This window comes from Psychrobacter sp. HD31, assembly GCF_051097895.1.
GTDB lineage: Bacteria > Pseudomonadota > Gammaproteobacteria > Pseudomonadales > Moraxellaceae > Psychrobacter.
Window position 1 is genome coordinate 1,152,056 of record NZ_CP142525.1, and the last position, 18,871, is coordinate 1,170,926.

The 18,871-nt window shown below is 39.0% G+C and carries 19 protein-coding genes and 1 rRNA gene; 10 read left to right on the plus strand and 10 right to left on the minus strand.

Going from position 1 to position 18,871, the window contains the following annotated elements:
• Positions 1-7 precede the first annotated feature (7 nt).
• A 16S ribosomal RNA gene (locus VH441_RS04985) occupies positions 8-1,539 on the minus strand.
• A gap of 701 nt (positions 1,540-2,240) precedes the next feature.
• Here VH441_RS04985 and VH441_RS04990 point away from each other — a divergent pair.
• Positions 2,241-2,600: a hypothetical protein gene (locus VH441_RS04990; RefSeq protein WP_434352572.1), complete on the plus strand. Its 360-nt coding sequence runs from the start codon at positions 2,241-2,243 to the stop codon at positions 2,598-2,600.
• Between the two features lie 9 nt (positions 2,601-2,609).
• Here VH441_RS04990 and menA read toward each other — a convergent pair whose 3' ends face one another.
• Positions 2,610-3,551 (minus strand): 1,4-dihydroxy-2-naphthoate octaprenyltransferase, encoded by a 942-nt coding sequence (gene menA, locus VH441_RS04995; RefSeq protein ID WP_434352573.1) that lies wholly within the window; start codon positions 3,549-3,551, stop codon positions 2,610-2,612.
• Positions 3,552-3,559: 8 nt separating this feature from the next.
• Positions 3,560-4,180, minus strand: a complete 621-nt coding sequence (locus VH441_RS05000) for a DNA glycosylase (RefSeq protein WP_434352574.1) — start codon at positions 4,178-4,180, stop codon at positions 3,560-3,562.
• A 117-nt stretch (positions 4,181-4,297) separates the two neighbouring features.
• Here VH441_RS05000 and upp point away from each other — a divergent pair, with 117 nt between their 5' ends.
• From upp to VH441_RS05020, 4 genes are all read left to right on the plus strand, one after another.
• Positions 4,298-4,933, plus strand: coding sequence for a uracil phosphoribosyltransferase (gene upp, locus VH441_RS05005; RefSeq protein ID WP_434352575.1), 636 nt, complete (start codon positions 4,298-4,300; stop codon positions 4,931-4,933).
• A 298-nt stretch (positions 4,934-5,231) separates the two neighbouring features.
• Positions 5,232-5,501, plus strand: a complete 270-nt coding sequence (locus VH441_RS05010) for a DUF4212 domain-containing protein (RefSeq protein ID WP_434352576.1) — start codon at positions 5,232-5,234, stop codon at positions 5,499-5,501.
• A gap of 4 nt (positions 5,502-5,505) precedes the next feature.
• Positions 5,506-7,362, plus strand: coding sequence for a sodium:solute symporter family protein (locus tag VH441_RS05015; RefSeq protein WP_434352577.1), 1,857 nt, complete (start codon positions 5,506-5,508; stop codon positions 7,360-7,362).
• A 149-nt stretch (positions 7,363-7,511) separates the two neighbouring features.
• Positions 7,512-8,036: a hypothetical protein gene (locus VH441_RS05020; protein WP_434352578.1), complete on the plus strand. Its 525-nt coding sequence runs from the start codon at positions 7,512-7,514 to the stop codon at positions 8,034-8,036.
• 51 nt (positions 8,037-8,087) lie between these two features.
• Here VH441_RS05020 and VH441_RS05025 read toward each other — a convergent pair whose 3' ends face one another.
• A complete protein-coding gene (locus tag VH441_RS05025; protein ID WP_434352579.1) occupies positions 8,088-8,813 on the minus strand; it encodes an RluA family pseudouridine synthase in 726 nt (241 codons plus the stop codon).
• Between the two features lie 308 nt (positions 8,814-9,121).
• On the opposite strand from VH441_RS05025, the gene trxA reads away from it, so the two are divergent.
• Positions 9,122-9,448 carry a thioredoxin gene (gene trxA / locus VH441_RS05030; protein ID WP_434352580.1) on the plus strand — a complete coding sequence of 109 codons (327 nt, stop codon included), beginning with the start codon at positions 9,122-9,124 and terminating at the stop codon, positions 9,446-9,448.
• 60 nt (positions 9,449-9,508) lie between these two features.
• Here trxA and VH441_RS05035 read toward each other — a convergent pair whose 3' ends face one another.
• Positions 9,509-10,204 (minus strand): hypothetical protein, encoded by a 696-nt coding sequence (locus VH441_RS05035; protein ID WP_434352581.1) that lies wholly within the window; start codon positions 10,202-10,204, stop codon positions 9,509-9,511.
• A gap of 67 nt (positions 10,205-10,271) precedes the next feature.
• Positions 10,272-11,204 (minus strand): 5'-nucleotidase, encoded by a 933-nt coding sequence (locus VH441_RS05040; protein WP_434352582.1) that lies wholly within the window; start codon positions 11,202-11,204, stop codon positions 10,272-10,274.
• A gap of 444 nt (positions 11,205-11,648) precedes the next feature.
• Here VH441_RS05040 and rho point away from each other — a divergent pair, with 444 nt between their 5' ends.
• From rho to VH441_RS05055, 3 genes are all read left to right on the plus strand, one after another.
• The gene (gene rho, locus VH441_RS05045; RefSeq protein WP_434352583.1) at positions 11,649-12,917 is read left to right on the plus strand and encodes a transcription termination factor Rho; all 1,269 of its coding nucleotides are present in this window, start codon (positions 11,649-11,651) and stop codon (positions 12,915-12,917) included.
• A gap of 226 nt (positions 12,918-13,143) precedes the next feature.
• Positions 13,144-13,434, plus strand: a complete 291-nt coding sequence (locus VH441_RS05050; protein ID WP_434352584.1) for a hypothetical protein — start codon at positions 13,144-13,146, stop codon at positions 13,432-13,434.
• 37 nt (positions 13,435-13,471) lie between these two features.
• Entirely contained in the window at positions 13,472-13,702 is a 231-nt protein-coding gene (locus VH441_RS05055; protein WP_434352585.1) for a hypothetical protein, read from the plus strand.
• Between the two features lie 97 nt (positions 13,703-13,799).
• Here the strand turns inward: VH441_RS05055 and ypfJ are convergent, their stop codons facing one another.
• Positions 13,800-14,693 carry a KPN_02809 family neutral zinc metallopeptidase gene (ypfJ, locus tag VH441_RS05060; RefSeq protein WP_434352586.1) on the minus strand — a complete coding sequence of 298 codons (894 nt, stop codon included), beginning with the start codon at positions 14,691-14,693 and terminating at the stop codon, positions 13,800-13,802.
• A gap of 223 nt (positions 14,694-14,916) precedes the next feature.
• On the opposite strand from ypfJ, the gene VH441_RS05065 reads away from it, so the two are divergent.
• Positions 14,917-15,276, plus strand: a complete 360-nt coding sequence (locus VH441_RS05065) for a hypothetical protein (RefSeq protein ID WP_434352587.1) — start codon at positions 14,917-14,919, stop codon at positions 15,274-15,276.
• A 134-nt stretch (positions 15,277-15,410) separates the two neighbouring features.
• Here the strand turns inward: VH441_RS05065 and VH441_RS05070 are convergent, their stop codons facing one another.
• From VH441_RS05070 to VH441_RS05080, 3 genes are all read right to left on the minus strand, one after another.
• Positions 15,411-15,710 carry an integration host factor subunit alpha gene (locus tag VH441_RS05070; RefSeq protein ID WP_434352588.1) on the minus strand — a complete coding sequence of 100 codons (300 nt, stop codon included), beginning with the start codon at positions 15,708-15,710 and terminating at the stop codon, positions 15,411-15,413.
• Positions 15,711-15,722: 12 nt separating this feature from the next.
• Positions 15,723-18,161, minus strand: a complete 2,439-nt coding sequence (gene pheT, locus VH441_RS05075; RefSeq protein WP_434352589.1) for a phenylalanine--tRNA ligase subunit beta — start codon at positions 18,159-18,161, stop codon at positions 15,723-15,725.
• Between the two features lie 73 nt (positions 18,162-18,234).
• A complete protein-coding gene (locus VH441_RS05080; protein WP_434352590.1) occupies positions 18,235-18,840 on the minus strand; it encodes an HD domain-containing protein in 606 nt (201 codons plus the stop codon).
• Between the last annotated feature and the right edge of the window lie 31 nt (positions 18,841-18,871).

Sequence of the window (18,871 nt, forward strand, 5' to 3'; positions counted from 1 at the left end):
CTTTCGTTAAGGAGGTGATCCAGCCGCAGGTTCCCCTACGGCTACCTTGTTACGACTTCACCCCAGTCATCAACCCCACCGTGGTGAGCGCCCTCCTAAGTTAGGCTACCCACTTCTGGTGAGATCAACTCCCATGGTGTGACGGGCGGTGTGTACAAGGCCCGGGAACGTATTCACCGTGGCATTCTGATCCACGATTACTAGCGATTCCGACTTCATGGAGTCGAGTTGCAGACTCAATCTGGACTGAGATAGGCGTTTTGAGATTGGCATCACATCGCTGTGTAGCTTCCCTTTGTACCTACCATTGTAGCACGTGTGTAGCCCTGGTCGTAAGGGCCATGATGACTTGACGTCGTCCCCGCCTTCCTCCAGTTTGTCACTGGCAGTCTCCTTAGAGTCCCCACCATTACGTGCTGGCAACTAAGGATAAGGGTTGCGCTCGTTGCGGGACTTAACCCAACATCTCACGACACGAGCTGACGACAGCCATGCAGCACCTGTATCACAATTCCCGAAGGCACTCTCGTATCTCTACAAGATTCTGTGTATGTCAAGACCAGGTAAGGTTCTTCGCGTTGCATCGAATTAAACCACATGCTCCACCGCTTGTGCGGGCCCCCGTCAATTCATTTGAGTTTTAACCTTGCGGCCGTACTCCCCAGGCGGTCTACTTATTGCGTTAGCTGCGTCACTAAGTCTTCATGAGACCCAACGACTAGTAGACATCGTTTACGGCTGGACTACCAGGGTATCTAATCCTGTTTGCTACCCACGCTTTCGAACCTCAGTGTCAGTATGATGCCAGGAAGCTGCCTTCGCCATCGGTATTCCTCCAGATCTCTACGCATTTCACCGCTACACCTGGAATTCTACTTCCCTCTCACCTACTCTAGTTTAACAGTTTCAGATGCAGTTCCCAGGTTAAGCCCGGGGATTTCACATCTGACTTATTAGACCACCTACGCTCGCTTTACGCCCAGTAATTCCGATTAACGCTCGCACCCTCTGTATTACCGCGGCTGCTGGCACAGAGTTAGCCGGTGCTTATTCTGCAGTTAACGTCATGACTATAGGGTATTAACCTATAGCTGTTCCTCACTGCTTAAAGTGCTTTACAACCAAAAGGCCTTCTTCACACACGCGGCATGGCTGGATCAGGGTTGCCCCCATTGTCCAATATTCCCCACTGCTGCCTCCCGTAGGAGTCCGGACCGTGTCTCAGTTCCGGTGTGGCTGATCATCCTCTCAGACCAGCTACAGATCGTCGCCATGGTAGGCCTTTACCCCACCATCTAGCTAATCCGACTTAGGCTCATCTAATAGCAAGAGCACAAAGTGCCCCCTTTCTCCCGTAAGACGTATGCGGTATTAATCCGAGTTTCCCCGGGCTATCCCCCACTACTAGGTAGATTCCTAAGTATTACTCACCCGTCCGCCGCTAATCGGGTCTAGCAAGCTAGACCTTCATCGCTCGACTTGCATGTGTTAAGCCTGCCGCCAGCGTTCAATCTGAGCCATGATCAAACTCTTCAGTTTAATCTTTGTTGAGACCTTTTAAGATGGTCCCTAATCTTGGCTCATTCGTACTTTACTAGCATATTTACTTAAGTATGTTCGTATATGAATTAACTTTGAGTATTTCTACTAATTTCGTCGAATGATTATCTTTTTAAAGTCATTCTAAATTAGCAAAAATCCACACAAGTTGTTTTTTAAGTTTGTTTTTAATGAGTTAGATTACCTTCGTCAGGTTAATCTTTACCCCCTTTGTCTTCAACGTATGCTGTGCGACTCAGGGAAGGCATATTATATAGTGTTTATCTCTCGTGTCAACACTTTTTTACGCCTTTTTAAAGTTTTTTCGCTTCGCTTTTCTTTGTTTTAAGCTTAACTCAATTTCACTTTAATTTACGCTACAAAACTTCGCTTTGTCAGCTCTGCCCCGTTTGCGTGAGGGCGTATTATACGCAGTTTTTTTAGGTTGGCAAGGGGTTTTTTAAAGATTTGTGAAATTTGCTTGTAAGGGGCTGGTTTGAAAGGGGTTTTAGAATACTCTTAAGTAGTCTCTTTAAGCAACCTCCCTCTGTAATGCTTTGCATTCGATTTTGGTATCTGTCTATATATAAACATGCACATTATCTTATAATGTTTATGTATGGTATTTTATACCAACCGACTATCTCCATAAGTAGATAGTACATAATATAGCAAAATATAAACATAGCTAGGAGATTAATATGTTTTTTGTTGAAATTGATGATGACGGATTAACCGTTGACGATATTAAAAGAATTGCCAATCATTTAATTGATGATCATAACGATTTATTACAGCAATTGAGTCAAAAGCAGCTAGATGACTTATCATTAATAACAAAACCAACACTGGAGAGTGATTATAGTGAAGTCGAAATCAAAAAACATTGGGATGAGTTTATTAAAGATTTTGTTGTAAAAGATGTTAATGGTAATTCAATGCGTTTTTATAAAGGCTCAGATGGTTGTTTTTATTTTGGTGATGAACGTGGAATGGAAATGGCTTTAAATCTTAGTAAAAATAGCCCTTATCCTAATAAAAACTATAGAAGTGACGATTAGTCTATTACTTTATATCAGCAATAGCCCAACAACAAATAGTAAATTAACAGCCAAGGTACTCATAACCACAGTTTTTAATTGTGTACCTAGTTGTTGTGGGTTATTGCGGTTGTTATACACAAAAATAAGATGCTTTAAGATAAAGGGCAATACTAATAGCCACAATAAACTGCCTAAACTATTAAATCTTGCATACGCAAAATAACACATCATGGCTAGCAATATAATCACATAATAACCCAAAGCCATGGTTTGCTTGCCTAGCAATACAGCAATGGTTGTTTTTTTAGCCAATTTATCGCTGTCAATATCTCGCATATTGTTAACATAAAGCACACCTGCCGACAGTAAGCCACATCCTGTTGCCGGTAAAATCATGCCGCCTTCAAGATAATGTAATTGTAGATAGCAGCTACCTAGCACACCTAGCCAGCCAAAAAACATTAACACCGATGCCTCACCCAATGCTCTATAACCATAAGGTCGCTTACCCATGGTATACGCACAAGCGGCAATAATCGCCAAAATACCCAATGATAAAAACACCAAAAACTCATTTAATGTTTCAAGTCCTAAATAAATGAGCAATACGCCACAAAAAAAGGTAAAAGCGCCCCAATAATAAATTACTTTTTTTAAATCATTGGCATTAATCTGCCCCGTAACGGTAATTCTTTCAGGACTTTGTGCATCTCTTAAATTATCCGCCCCACTCACACCATCTCCATAGTCATTTGCAAGATTAGAAAGTATCTGCAAACAAAGTGCGACCCACAAAGTTAACAAAAAAATACACCAATGCGTAAGATCAAAACCATTCAATGCATGATATGCGAGCCCATTACCACAAATAATACTGGCAGCAGCAAGTGGAAACGTTCTTGGTCTTGTGGCTTTCCAAAGTACCGCTAATAAAGCATTTTTATGCTGATTTTTACCGATTAAATTCATTACTAATTTCAACTCACTTTATTAACAGACTTAAAAAACGCACGATAAGCAGCAACTTTTTTGGCAAATGATAATGGATATGCACGAGAGGTAGAAGGCAAGCGCACCAAATCAAACGTTTTGTTTAGGTGCTTCCCTTCAAATATATACTCAATGCTTTGATTTGTTTTTGGCATCTTACGTTGGTTTTTTTCATTCAACAGGCTGAGTAACACTTCTGTTGCTTTGCCGCCTGTTGTAAAAATAGTCGTTACCTTAGGTACTTGCTGAAGTACTTTGTCTAAATCAACTGGGCTAACAACCGTTAAATGTTTATCAGAGGCATTGCCCTCTTCTCTAATCGCCTGACGAACTGTGGGACAAGAAGCAATGCCTTTGTAATGTAAAAAGTCAATAATCGCCTCATAATCAAAGCGTTTTTCTAAACCAACTCTAAAATGATCTTGGTTTTGAAAAAAAACTTGCCCATATACACGCCACATATCATTATAAAAATTTGGATAATGAAATGGCATTGCCCATTTATCTTGCGTAGGTGGAAAGCTACCCATCATCATAATTGTTGCATTTTGAGGCAATACAGGCTCAAAAGGATGATTCTCGACTTTTTGGGTAGATAAAATTGACATAAAAGAGATATTTATCGTGATTTTGTAAAAAAAGAACCTGTTTTTTTTGTTATTATACACAATAATTCAAAGTTCACTCCCATTCAATTTTACAAACTATATAATCAGGATAAAGATATGAACGTTACCGTCATCGATCACCCTTTAGTGCGCCATAAAATCAGCCTAATGAGACAGGCAGACTGTAGTACATACAAGTTTCGCACCTTAACAGACGAACTGGGTCGTTTAATGGCCTATGAAGCCACTCGTGATTTTGAAGTAGAAACTTACCCAATGCAAAGTTGGGACAATCAACCAATACAAGCTGAACGCATTGCTGGTAAAACAGTAACTGTTGTTCCTATTTTGCGTGCTGGGCTTGGTATGCTAAATGGTGTTTTAGATTTGATACCAACTGCCAAAATATCAGTCGTTGGTCTACAAAGAGATGAAGAGACCTTAGAACCTCTACCATTTTTTGAAAAATTTGTACGAGATATTGATATCCGCCCTGCATTGGTAATTGACCCAATGCTGGCAACTGGTGGCTCAATGAATGCTACTATAGACATGTTAAAAAAACATGGCTGTAAAAAAATCACAGCCATTGTACTAGTGGCAGCACCAGAAGGCGTGAAAGCTGTAAATGATGCGCACCCAGATGTACAAATCTACACAGCCGCATTAGACAGCCATTTAAATGAAAACGGCTATATTATCCCGGGCTTGGGTGATGCAGGTGATAAAATATTTGGTACTAAACAAGCCTAATAAAACTTTACCCATCATATGATTAAAAAGTTCGCATATTAAGTTATTAACATGCGAACTTTTTTTGTTTTATAACAGCTTGATATCAATAGAGAAATGTAAAAAAACAAATTTTAAAAAAATAATTAATTACTAAAAACTATTTTTTTATTGGACTTTTGTTAAGAATTAGTTTAAAAATATAGGTGTGTGACTTGTCAGGAAGACAAGGGCAAAATTTGACCGAGTTAGTCACTTTTTATGAAAAGATTAACATAGGCAATATTTTTTAGGATTATTTGTAAAAGGAGTTACCGTTATGGATAACAACCCAAATACCCCAGACTCATCAGGCTACTGGAAAGCAAACGTACGCCTGATTTTATTATGCTTGGTTGTATGGGCAATTTGCTCATTCGGATTTGGCATCATCTTACGCCCGCTTGTTGCTGGCATTCAATTTGGCGGTACAGACCTAGGTTTCTGGTTTGCTCAACAAGGCGCCATCATTTCTTTCATTATTGTCATCTTTTTCTATGCTTTTCGTATGAACAAGCTAGATAAAGACTTTGGCCTAGACGAGGAGTAACACTATGAGTCAATTTATGATTAACGTTATCTTCGTTGGTTTGTCATTTGCATTATATTTTGGTATTGCAATTTGGGCACGTGCCGGTTCTACCAGTGAATTTTATGTTGCTGGCGGTGGTGTTCACCCAGTAATGAACGGTATGGCAACGGGTGCAGACTGGATGAGTGCTGCATCATTTATTTCTATGGCTGGTTTGTTGGCAATGGGTGGCTATGGTGCTTCATCATTTTTAATGGGCTGGACAGGTGGCTACGTATTGCTAGCCATGCTACTAGCACCTTACTTACGTAAATTTGGTAAGTTTACAGTACCAGATTTTATTGGCGACCGTTTTTATTCTAAAACAGCTGCATTGGTTGCCGTCGTTTGTTTGATTGTGGCTTCAACTACTTACGTAATTGGGCAGATGTCTGGCGCAGGTGTTGCTTTCTCTCGCTTCTTAGAAGTTGATAAAAACACTGGTTTGATTATTGCTGCTTGTGTGGTTTTCTTCTACGCTGTACTTGGTGGTATGAAAGGTATTACTTATACACAGGTTGCTCAGTACGTTGTATTAATTATTGCGTATACAGTACCTGCGGTATTCATTTCATTAGAACTAACTGGCAACCCAATTCCTGGTTTAGGCTTGTTCTCTAACGAAGTTGAATCTGGCATGCCTTTACTTTCTAAATTAGATCAAGTAGTACAAGACTTAGGCTTTGCATCTTACACAGCAGATGTACCAAACAAACTGAACATGGTGTTATTTACTTTAACACTGATGATTGGTACAGCAGGTTTACCACACGTTATTATCCGTTTCTTCACGGTACCAAAAGTTGCTGATGCACGTTGGTCAGCTGGTTGGGCGCTTGTTTTTATTGCCCTACTATACTTTACTGCACCAGCAGTTGGTGCGATGGCTCGTTTAAACCTAATTGACACGATTTACCCTCAAGGTGTAGAACAACCAGCGTTAGAATATGAACAACGCCCTGATTGGATGAAAACTTGGGAAAAAACAGGTCTGTTAAAATATAACGACTTAAACGGCGATGGTCGCATCCAGCTTTATAGCGATGGTGGACTTGGTAAAGCACAAATCGCCCTTGATTCTGCAGAAGCTGATGGCGGTGACGTTGCTGCGGCAACTGAAGCTGTAACTGCGGCTCAAGCAAAACAAGATGCTAAGTTTACTGACCAAGGTTGGAAAGGTAACGAACTTGATGTAAACAAAGACATCTTGGTACTTGCTAACCCAGAAATTGCTCAGCTTCCACCTTGGGTTATTGGCTTGATTGCAGCGGGTGGTTTGGCTGCGGCGCTATCTACTGCTGCTGGCTTATTACTAGCAATCTCATCAGCAGTTAGTCATGACTTAATTAAAGGTCATATCAATCCAAATATTAGTGATAAAGGTGAGCTAACAGCTGCACGTGTTGCTATGGCAGTTGCTATCTGTGTGGCAACATACTTAGGCATGAACCCACCAGGATTCGCCGCTCAGGTTGTTGCATTAGCCTTTGGTATTGCTGCTGCATCATTGTTCCCAGCATTGATGATGGGTATTTTCTCAAAACGTGTTAACAATCTTGGTGCAATTGCAGGTATGTTATCTGGTCTAATTATCACCCTTGTTTACATCTTTATGTTTAAAGGTTGGTTCTTTGTAGCTGGTACAGCTAACTTCCCAGATACCGCTGAGTATTGGTTCATGGGCATTTCACCACTATCATTTGGTGCAATTGGCGCAATTATTAACTTTACTGTTGCATTTATTGTGTCAGCCATTACTAAAGCACCGCCACAAGAGATTCAAGATCTTGTAGAGAGTGTACGCTACCCTCGTGGTGCAGGTGGTGCGGTTGACCATTAATCACTAAATTGTAAACACAGCACAAAACGCACTGATAAAAATCGGTGCGTTTTTTTGTAAAGATTATTAATCCCTATACAACTAAATCAACCAATAAGCTGTTATACTTAATTGGTTTTAGCTTAATAAAATATAAAGAAGTAAGTATTATGATTTATGAGTTTATTGCAACTCTATCGGCAGGATTTGCACTTGCAGGCATTGCGTTAGTGATACGCCATTTAGCCAAACTTGTGTTTAAAAAAAATCTACCAAAATGGATAATTCCTTTATTTGCGGCCATTGGCATTTTTGGTTTTCAGATTCATCAAGAATATAATTGGTACAAACAAACAGCTCAACAGCTACCCAAAGGCACTGAAGTAATTAAGTCGATAGAAACATCCACTTGGTATCGCCCTTGGACATATTTAAAACCTTATACTGTCCGTTTTATGGCACTAGATACAGCAAACGTTGCCACAAATAGTAAACATCCAAACATTAAACTTGCCAACCTATACTTGTTTGAACGTAGATTAAGCACAAAACAAATACCACAAATTATTGATTGCAAAAATAATAAGAGAGCTGACTATACCCAAACGATGGATTTGACCAGTTTAGAAGTAAATAAACTGAGTTGGCAACCCTTAAGTAAGGACGATAAGCTATTAACACTGGTATGTGATTAAAGTGGTAAGTAATTAATAAAAAATAGAGGGGAAGTAAGACCACAAATATAATTAAAACGGTACTTCGCTTCCCCACTCCATCCATGTATTTAAGGTTGGGTGTTTTAACCTTAGTTTATGGGCATGTAAGTTAAGCCTTGGTGCAATATCATACGCAATTCCATCTGCATAAATTGGATCCCCAATCATCACATGCCCAATATGTACCATATGCACCCTCAACTGATGGCTACGCCCAGTAACTGGTAATAGTTTGACTCTCGTTACTGGCACACTTTGGTTTGCATGCCCACGTAACTCATGGTGCAACACTTCATACTTTGTAAGCGCGTGTTTTTTCCAGCTCATATCAACAATATGTCTTGGTTTGGTTGTTGGCTCATAGCGCACTGGCACATCAACAATGCCTTTTTTGCCAACCACTTCAAGCGTGCCCATCACTACGGCTTGATATTCTTTTTGTGGCAGCCTATCAATAAATTGCTTACTAATATGACTTTGTGCTTCTTTATTTTTTGCAAAAATCATAACACCCGAAGTATCCATATCTAACCGATGAATCAACTTAATGTTAGGATTAACACGCTCCAGCCGATTTAATAAACTAACCTTTAAAACCTTACCATCAACACTCAATAAACCAGCCGGTTTATCCACAACCAAAATGTCTTCATCTTCATACAATGTGATAGACTTTGCAAAGTCTTCAAAAAAAGTGTGAGCATGAGCAAGCTCTTGCTTGTTCATTTGTAAAATGTCTTGTTCAGAAATACGCATAATTAACCAGCTAACTTATTATTGACGGCTTAATTTTAAACAAGTAAGTATATACAAAAAACCTTTTTTTTGCGCACTTAACATTGCAAATAACTAATTTTTGCAAGCAATAAGGTATAATTAAACTAATTAATACCTGTTATTTATCAAATTCACTATAAATTTTTAAAAACATCCCTATTATATATAATATAGAATCATGCATAATGTATTTATTTTTAATGATTGATTAATACCAAAACTCGCAATCGCATTTTGTATAGACTAAAAAGTAAGACTTAAATGAAACTTAAAACAAGGAGACGATTATGTCAGCAACTATTTTAACAACTACCGATGCAAGCTTTAAAAGCGATGTATTAGAATCAACCGTACCTGTATTGGTTGACTTTTGGGCACCTTGGTGTGGTCCTTGTAAGGCAATTGCCCCTGTACTTGAAGAGCTAGCAACCGACTACGAAGGCAAAGTACAAATTGCTAAAATAAACGTAGATGAAAATAACCAAATCGCTGCACAATTTGGTATCCGCAGTATCCCTACTTTATTTGTATTTAAAGGTGGTGAGCGTGTAGAAGCACTTGTGGGCTTGCAGTCAAAAGAGCAGCTAGCACAAGCGTTAGATAAGCATATCTAAATTTAGAGTTATTATCTTAACCGCATCAAAAAACCCTCGTTTGAGGGTTTTTTATTAAAACTATTTATAAATCTCATCAATAAAATTTTGAATCATATTTCTCATTTTCATACCTTCATATTGAAAAATAGGTATGACTCTTTGACAGTGTTGATTCAGCACCTCTTTTAAATCAAGAGCCTCTCCGGTTCCGTCTTTCTTAAATAACATGTTATTTTTCATAGAAAAATCTACTAAAGTAAGAATATAATCCTCTTCACTATTCCATACAACTGATTTATGGACAAGTATATTCCTTATAGAAATCATTTCTTCATGAGCCTTATAAAAACGGTTTTTTAACAAACTCACTTGCTCCTTTTTTAAATGTTCTTGTGATTTAAAACCATGCAAAGTTTGATTGAAAATATCTCTTGTTCTAGAGAACTCATAGAAGTAAGTTCGCTTTAATAGATATAATCTCTTTCGAGGAGAGCCTATCAATAAATTTAATCTGTCAGGAAGAAAATACAAATCATCTAATACAATATTTAAGTTTTCGATTACTTCATCAATCTCTTTATACAATAAAAAAATAGTAAACCCAGTCAGTTCTTCTTCCGTAAGTTCAGTATTCTTCAAAATGGCGATTTTATCTAAACTAGAATCAGGTAAAATATTAATTTTTTTAGCAACATCACTTAAAACTTTAATCAACTTACTTGGCAAAACTAAATGCTCAATTTTACGCTTATTTAAACTTTCTTTAGACTCCATACACCGACCAAATTTTTATAAAATACTTGAACATAAGAAAACACGATCCCATCTATATTTAAGAAATTTAATTATTCTTAACACCAAATGGGATATGAACTGATGGCACAACCGAACTGGTTGAGGTTAGATGTTTAGATTGATCATCAAAGAAAATATGTGGTTTTAGCACACCCAAAACCAACTGTTTATCTATCCCACCCAAGAAAAAGGCATCATTGGTCATCACGCCCCACTCTTTTAACGTATTTAACGCACGCTCGTGCGATGGTGCATTACGAGCCGTCACGATAGACACCCTTAACCTATTTTCATAATCAGGATGTTTTTGCTTTTTTTGTTCCTCAATTTTTTGAATGGCAGATATTTTAACCAAAAACTCTTTTAATGGACCTGGATTATGCGGTTGCGTTACTTTTTTGCTTTCATGCTCATGAAACTTGTTCAAATCGTTTGTTGTATGCATTACGGTTTCTGACTCATCATCTGCCAGCACACCATCAAAGTCAAAAGCAATCCTTAAATCCTTATCTTCTTCATCAATTATGGCAGATTTCATAACATGCCCAGCGGGAAAACCTAGGCTAATTGCCTCTTTAACATCGGTAGAATTACCTGATAAAAACAAAGAAATATTTAACGCTGGGATATAATCATAAGGAGATTTGCCTTGCATAAAAATAGCACGGGAAATTGGTAAATTATGATACTCAATAGACTTCATCACTCTAAGCCCTGTATCAGGGTCGTTACGAGATAAAAGCATCACTTCAACCAGTGGGTCTGCTATTGGATTGTCACTTAAATCATTAAGCGATAACAAACGTTTAACAAATGAAAATGATACCCCCTTTTTAAGCGGTACATCCACATTTTTAGCTTGGTATTTGCGGTAGGCTTCTTCGCCTTTGGTACGAAAAACACGGTCAGATTCTGATAAATCAAACATGGCACTTGATGCAACACCAATAACCAACCTATTACCCAGCTCGTAAGACATAAAAACTCACCAATTTTTTATTGCTTGTTTATTTATAGCAAATATAGCACACAAACCAATATGGAATACGACCAACACAATCAAAAGTAACACTCAATGGATAATCATGAGCCTAATTTTAGATAAAAAACACAAAATTGGTTAAAAACCCAATAAAACCATTGACAAGCCTGCCCCCTCGCTATATATTTAGCTACTAGAAAAACACACCTTTTTTATGGTCTTTATTTACTATAAATCATTATCTCTTCTGTGTTTTCTTCATTAAGCATTCATTGAGTTAATATTTTCTTTTAATTTTCAATTCATTTAATTGAAGTAACTCATGTTTGTAAATCAATATTTTTATTTTTTCTAACACTGCAATGGGCACCAACTGCATATTTAAAATATTCTATTTTAGTATCTAACACCTATTACCTATTTTCTACAAACGACATATCTATGAATTTAACCGAACTTAAGAAAAAATCAATCGCCGAGCTATTATCAATTGCTTCTGAAATGGGCATGGACAACATGGCTCGTAACCGTAAGCAAGACATTATTTTTGCCATCTTAAAAACGCATGCACACAATGGTGAAGCCATTTTTGGCAATGGCGTTTTAGAAATATTACCAGATGGGTTTGGATTTTTACGTTCTTCTGAAGGCTCATATTTAGCGGGTCCTGATGATATTTATGTCAGCCCAAGCCAAATCCGTCGTTTTGGGTTAAAAACTGGTGACAGCATTGCCGGCACGATCCGACCACCAAAAGATTCAGAAAGATACTTTGCTTTATTAAAAGTACGTGAAATTAACTTTGATACGCCAGATCGCTCTCGTCATAAGCTAATTTTTGAAAATTTAACGCCTTTGTTTCCAACAAAACAGCTTAAACTTGAGCTGGGTAATGGTTCTACAGAGGATTTAACAGGACGTGCAATTGATTTAATTGCTCCAATCGGTAAAGGACAACGCTCCATTATTGTCGCACCGCCAAAAGCAGGTAAAACCGTATTATTGCAAAACGTTGCTCAGTCCATTACTCGCAACAACCCAGAATGTTACTTAATTGTACTTTTGATTGATGAACGCCCTGAAGAAGTAACAGAAATGCAGCGTACCGTACGTGGTGAAGTGGTTGCCTCAACATTTGATGAGCCACCACAGCGTCATGTGCAAGTTGCAGAGATGGTAATTGAAAAAGCCAAAAGATTGGTTGAGCATAAACAAGATGTGGTTATTTTACTCGACTCTATCACTCGTTTGGCACGTGCCTATAATACCGTTATTCCATCTTCGGGTAAGGTATTAACTGGTGGTGTCGATGCCCATGCATTAGAACGCCCTAAACGTTTTTTTGGTGCTGCCCGTAATGTAGAAGAAGGTGGTAGCCTTACTATTATTTCAACCGCCTTGATTGACACTGGTAGTAAAATGGACAGTGTGATTTTTGAAGAATTTAAAGGCACAGGTAACAACGAAATAACGCTAGAACGTAACTTGGCAGAAAAACGTGTTTTCCCAGCGATTAATATTAAAAAATCAGGCACACGCCGTGAAGAGCGTTTACTTGATGAAGATATGCTACGTAAAGTATGGATTTTGCGTAAGCTATTACAGCCGATGGATGAAGTACAGGCAACTGAGTTTTTACTTGATAAGTTAAAAGATGCCAAAACAAACGATGAGTTTTTTGAACAAATGAAGCGTAAATCGCAAAATTAATTGGTTCGATTACAACATAAAAGGGCTATGTTAATCATAGTCCTTTTTTTTATAACAAATCATAACAATTTGATTACAGATATCCTCTCGTCTACTTTAACAATGACAGTTAAAATAAAAGTATATTTATTGGGGTTCAGCTTAGCTGATTTAACGTTAACTTAGCTTTAAATTTAAACGGCAAGAATCGCAATAATGACCAAGATTTAATTTTAGGTAATTTATTATGAAAACTTCAAAAATTTTAGCTGTAACGGCTTTGTTAACATCAATTATCGCAACGGGTTGTGCTTCTACCACACCGACAAACAGTGCCTATGAGGCAACTGCCGCTAATGTCACAAACTCTGCTTTATCTGGTGCTATTAACTCTGCAATAAAAACAGGGGCGACATCTGCTGATATCAAACAAGCAGCAATTAGTGGTGCCGTAAATGGGCTGATTAATGGAGCAGCAACACCGCAAAAAACAAACACAACCAATAACCCAAGTACAACAACCGCTACCGCTCAATAAGTATAGTGACCATTGGTGTCTCGATAGGATATTTAATATGAAAGCCTCAACAAAATTACTCGCAACAGCCGTCATTTCATCAACGATGCTGACAAGCTGTGCATCGCTATCAGACAATCACTCAACAAAAGCATATAGTGGAGTTGCAAAAAATGTACTGCTTGGTGCTACCTCAGGCGCAGTTACCCAAATTAATGGCAACAGTAAAGATGTGCGTGAGGCTGCAACGGTTGGTGCCTTACTTGGTTTATTAGGTAGTCTGTATTAAAAAGCTTTATCGTACCAACTATAAAAAGAAAAGCCGCAAAAGCGGCTTTTTTTATAGATTACTAATAGATTTAGGCTCAGTATTTAGATAGCAGGCTTTAAATAGCACCACTAAAAGTATCACAAACATTCACATCACCCGTTTGCAGTCCTTTTTTAAACCAGCGCATTCTCTGTTGACTGGTACCATGAGTAAAGTTATCTGGCATCGCCACCTGACCATGATTATGTGCGATACGATCATCACCAATTTGGCTAGCTGCATGCATGGCTTCTTCAATGTCACCAGGGTCTAAAAAATTCGTCAATTTTTGATTACGGTTTGCCCAAACCCCTGCAAAACAATCCGCTTGTAGCTCCTGACGCACTGACCACTCGTTTGCCTGTGCTTCTGTACGTGCTTGTTTTTGTGCTTGGCGAACCTGCTTTGATATGCCCAATAGGTATTGCACGTGGTGTCCTACCTCATGTGCAATCACATAAGCTTGCGCAAAGTCACCCGCCTTACCACGGTTTTCGGCATCGCCAGCCCCTTGTTGATCGCCTGTTACCCCAAGCTCTCGACGCATATCAGCAAAAAAAGAGGTATCTAAATATACTTTTTGGTCTGCTGGGCAATAAAATGGTCCTGTTGCTGCGGATGCCATACCACATGCGGAGTTGACTCGACCATTAAACAAAATCAGTTGTGGTTCTTGGTAAGTTCGACCATTTTCTTGAAAAATTTGGTTCCAAATGGTTTCTGTATCTTTTAAAACAACCGATACAAATTGCGCATCTCGCCCATCATCAGACCTCACCTCAGTCATTGATGCATTGCCAGAGCCACCACCTGTTACAGACTGCCCAGTCTGGAAAGCTGACATTGGGTTCATACCAAATACCAGCCATAGTACCAAACCAATTAAAATACCACCAATCCCTAGTCCGCCTGCTTTACCACCACGGCTAACACGCACATTGGAGCTGCCGCTACGATTTTTCCATTTCATCGTATTACCTTTATAAAATACCAAAATTGAGTATGTTCAAACTAACAAATTTAGCTCATTTAATTCTATACATTCTACAACATTATATAGCAATCTTCATGAAATAATATTTATGGAGTTTCTCTATGCCTTGTTAATTTGTAGTCAAATGTAAAACACTTTGGCAAATGATTAAACTTGTACTAATATGATTGTATTGTCAAACATAAATGGTATCACTGCTATGAATAAAAAATCAGCTCAATTTAAACTGTTGGCACTATCAACGCTTATTGCGTCTTCTATGGCAATCTCTGCTTGCGGCGCAAAAGATGATGCAGAAACGTCTGCTAAAACTAGCAAAGAAGAAGCCGTACAAACTACCGAACCTATGCTAGATACTGAAAAACCTGAGGTAATGCAAGCTGAAGAAGTTCCGACTGATGAACAAATCGCAGCCGAGCAGCAGGCTGAACAAGCAGCGCTTGCTGAGTCAGATAAGACAACTGAAGGTGATACTCCAGAACAAGCTGGCAATGAGGTGACTCAAGCTGAAGCTGAAGCAGCGGCTGAAGCACTTGCTGCTGCCGATGAGGTTCAATAACAGCATCAATAAGCAAATAGATAATTGGTTATCACCAGTTACTTACTTAAAACTAAAACAAAAAAAAGAGGGACTCATCGAGTTCCTCTTTTTTTAATGTTTATAATGATGCGCTTACATCATATAAAGGCAACCTATCCAGCATCTAGATTTTCATCAACCATCTGGCGTAACTTTTGCCCAGCCTTAAAAGTTACCACACGACGTGCTGATATGGTGACTTCCTCGCCTGTTTTAGGGTTACGCCCAGGGCGTGGACGCTTATCTTTTAATTCAAAATTACCAAATCCAGAAAGCTTTACCTCATTACCTTCAATTAAACTTTGTGACAACTCTTCAAAAAAGTTATCAACCAGTAAACGCCCCTCTTGATGCGTTAGGTTTAATGAATGAACAATATGCTCAACCATGTCTGCTTTTGTTAACGTAGCCATTCTTTTCTCCTACTAGCTATCGCGTAATACAGCTTGATGCTGACTTTCTAACGCCTGAACTACTTTATCAGTTATATTATTTACCACTTCATCAGATAAGGTTTGGTTGGTATCTTGATACACCAAAGCAAAAGCTAATGAACGTTGACCTTGTGGCACATGCTCACCTTGATACACATCAAACAACCATGTATTGGCAAGCAAGTTACCAGCTGATTCACGAATCGTGGTTTGCAAGGTTTGCCATTCGATGTCTGCATCTACCAAAATAGCTAAGTCACGGCGCACTTGTGGGAACTTACTTGGTGTTGCAACTGGGTTCTTTTCACGTGCCACTTCGGCAAGTGGGTTAGTTGCCAACTGTGCTACCCAAACGGTTTGTGCTTTTTGTAAAGGCAAATCAAGCGTTTTAGCAACACTTGGATGTAACTGCCCCAACCAGCCTATCACTTTACCATCAAGTAATAGGTTTGCACTTTGCCCTGGATGTAAAAATGCCAAGTCAGCACGTTGGTAGCTAATGCGATTAGGTGATAACTCGGTAGGTAATAACTGCTCTACATCATGCTTTAAGTCATAAAAGTCCATTGCACGATTTTGATAGCTGCTATCTGCTTGCTCTGGCTCAACATCACCCACGGCGACAATCGCTATACTTGGTGTTTGCACCAACTCACTTACACTGGCACCAACAAAGGTTAAGCCAGTTTCAAAAAAGCGTACACGGCTTTGCTGACGATTTAAATTATATTGCACACAAGGCAATAAGCTAGACAGCATCGTACGGCGCATGACTGCCAAATCACTAGAAATTGGGTTAGCCAAAGGCAATACTGCACCCAATTTTTCATCATTTAAAATATTTTCTAGTTTTTCATCACTAAAACTAAAACTAACCGCTTCCATGTAACCTGCATCAACTAAATTGAGTTTCATGCCATGCAATAAATCGGCACTGTCATCATAGTTCATGTCCGCTTCTAGTTTTGGTAGCTGGTTTTCGATATTATCATAACCATAAATACGAGCCACTTCTTCTACCAAATCTTCTGGTAAGCTCATATCAAAACGCCATGTTGGCGGCGTGCATTCAAACGCATCGCCTGTTTGCTTAACTTCGATACCAAGTTGAGTTAAGATACGGGCAATTTCATCACTGCTAATATCGGTACCCAAAACGGTATTTACTTTATCAGTAGTGATGCTTATTTGGCTAGGCTGTGGTAGTTTGTTAATATCTTCTACCGTGGTAATTTGCCCAACTTGGGCGCCAGCAACTTCTACCAATAGCCGGGTAGCACGCTCAAGCGCAAGTTTAGGTAAGTCATAATCTACCCCACGCTCAAAACGCTGTGAAGCGTCTGTATGTAAACCAAAACGACGGGCTTTACCCGCAATGGTGATTTGATCAAAATGGGCACTCTCTAGCACGATGTTTGTGGTAGCGTCTATTACCGCTGTGCGTGCGCCACCCATAATACCAGCTAGGGCAATCACACCCTCATCATCGGTAATAACAAGCTCATCGCCTTTTAGGGTAATCTCGTCATCATTTAGCAAGGTTAACTTTTCACCTTCTTTTGCTAAGCGAACGCTGATATCGCCCACCAACTTATCTGCATCAAAGGCGTGCATTGGCTGACCAAGCTCCATCAATACATAGTTGGTAATATCTACTAAAAAGTTATGAGTGCGGATACCTGACTGTACCAATACATCGCTCATCCATTTTGGCGTCGCAACACTGCGGTCAATATTTAATACTGGCTGTGCTAAATAACGAGGGCAAGCATCGGCTGACTCAACTTTTACACCTTGGTTTGCATCGCTAGTGATTGCAGGTGCTTGTATGTTTGGCGCATTCACTGGCATGTCGTTAATAACTGATATTTCACGGGTTATGCCACGCACGCTAAAGCAGTCACCACGGTTTGGCGTGATAGAAATATCCATGATTTGATTATCTAACCCTAAATATTCACGGATGTCTGTCCCTACTGGCGCATCTTCTGGTAACTCTAACAAGCCGTCAATGTCGTCTTCTAAATCAATTTCTGATGCACCGCAAAGCATGCCAAAAGACTCGATGCCACGTAGTTTGCCTTTTTTAATTTTAAAAGGCTTTAGCACACCATCTTTGTCAGCAATAGGAGGTAGTACCGCACCAATGGTTGCCAATGGCGCTTTTAAACCCACACGCACGTTTGGCGCACCGCAAACAATTTGTACTGGTTCTGCTTGCCCAATGTTTACTTTGGTTACACGCAGTTTGTCCGCATCTGGGTGTTGCTCTACTTCTACAACCTCACCAACCACAACGCCTGTAAAAGGCTTGGCTACGCTAAATTTGTCGTCTAACTCTAGCCCTGCCATGGTTAGCTGCTCTGCCAACCCATCGCTGTCCACGCTTGGGTTAACCCACTCACGTAACCAATTTTCACTTATTTTCATAATTTACTCTATTGTTTTGTTTAACTTTTAATTTGTTTAACTCTTCAAAAAATCCACTTAAAAAATAACTTCTTTAATCTGTTCTTAACCAACCTTGTTCTACCGCATAATTAATACTATTTATAAACCATGCATAAACCTCTAAGTTCTCATGCTCTATAAATGCATGCATTTTTAATACTTGGTCTTTATGGATATTCATATCCTTCCAAGCTTGACCTTCACTTGTCATGTTATGCAAAAAGGGCAAAAGTCTGTCCACTACCTTTAATAGTTTGGTTTCTTTACTTGTCCCAAATTCTTGCTCGTCCCATAAACTTAGTAAATTACTAATATTGTTGCCTTTATGGTTAGCTAAATTTTCAATACTTTCTCTTTCGGCAATGTGAGCATTGCTACGATTTTCACTATATAAAAACGTATCCCCTGCTTCCATTTCGCCAAGGTCGTGCACCAATGCTAATTGGATTATTTTGCCAATGTCATAATCCTGACCATCTTGTTTATTAAACATTTCTGCAAACGCCCAACACGCCATTGCCAAATGCCAAGAATGCTCAGCCGAATTTTCTACTCGCTTTCCACCATTAATGTAAGTTTTACGATTAACCGACTTTAACTCATCAAGTTTAAATAAGAACTCATTTATCTCGGTTAAGCGTTGCGAATTTTTTAACATAAACTTTACGATTTTTGCTCTTTAATTGATA

Coding starts and splice junctions, on each gene's coding strand:
- VH441_RS04990 (WP_434352572.1), top strand. CDS start 2,241: ATGTTTTTTGTTGAAATTGATGATGACGGATTAACCGTTGACGATATT.
- menA (WP_434352573.1), bottom strand. CDS start 3,551: ATGAATTTAATCGGTAAAAATCAGCATAAAAATGCTTTATTAGCGGTA.
- VH441_RS05000 (WP_434352574.1), bottom strand. CDS start 4,180: ATGTCAATTTTATCTACCCAAAAAGTCGAGAATCATCCTTTTGAGCCT.
- upp (WP_434352575.1), top strand. CDS start 4,298: ATGAACGTTACCGTCATCGATCACCCTTTAGTGCGCCATAAAATCAGC.
- VH441_RS05010 (WP_434352576.1), top strand. CDS start 5,232: ATGGATAACAACCCAAATACCCCAGACTCATCAGGCTACTGGAAAGCA.
- VH441_RS05015 (WP_434352577.1), top strand. CDS start 5,506: ATGAGTCAATTTATGATTAACGTTATCTTCGTTGGTTTGTCATTTGCA.
- VH441_RS05020 (WP_434352578.1), top strand. CDS start 7,512: ATGATTTATGAGTTTATTGCAACTCTATCGGCAGGATTTGCACTTGCA.
- VH441_RS05025 (WP_434352579.1), bottom strand. CDS start 8,813: ATGCGTATTTCTGAACAAGACATTTTACAAATGAACAAGCAAGAGCTT.
- trxA (WP_434352580.1), top strand. CDS start 9,122: ATGTCAGCAACTATTTTAACAACTACCGATGCAAGCTTTAAAAGCGAT.
- VH441_RS05035 (WP_434352581.1), bottom strand. CDS start 10,204: ATGGAGTCTAAAGAAAGTTTAAATAAGCGTAAAATTGAGCATTTAGTT.
- VH441_RS05040 (WP_434352582.1), bottom strand. CDS start 11,204: ATGTCTTACGAGCTGGGTAATAGGTTGGTTATTGGTGTTGCATCAAGT.
- rho (WP_434352583.1), top strand. CDS start 11,649: ATGAATTTAACCGAACTTAAGAAAAAATCAATCGCCGAGCTATTATCA.
- VH441_RS05050 (WP_434352584.1), top strand. CDS start 13,144: ATGAAAACTTCAAAAATTTTAGCTGTAACGGCTTTGTTAACATCAATT.
- VH441_RS05055 (WP_434352585.1), top strand. CDS start 13,472: ATGAAAGCCTCAACAAAATTACTCGCAACAGCCGTCATTTCATCAACG.
- ypfJ (WP_434352586.1), bottom strand. CDS start 14,693: ATGAAATGGAAAAATCGTAGCGGCAGCTCCAATGTGCGTGTTAGCCGT.
- VH441_RS05065 (WP_434352587.1), top strand. CDS start 14,917: ATGAATAAAAAATCAGCTCAATTTAAACTGTTGGCACTATCAACGCTT.
- VH441_RS05070 (WP_434352588.1), bottom strand. CDS start 15,710: ATGGCTACGTTAACAAAAGCAGACATGGTTGAGCATATTGTTCATTCA.
- pheT (WP_434352589.1), bottom strand. CDS start 18,161: ATGAAAATAAGTGAAAATTGGTTACGTGAGTGGGTTAACCCAAGCGTG.
- VH441_RS05080 (WP_434352590.1), bottom strand. CDS start 18,840: ATGTTAAAAAATTCGCAACGCTTAACCGAGATAAATGAGTTCTTATTT.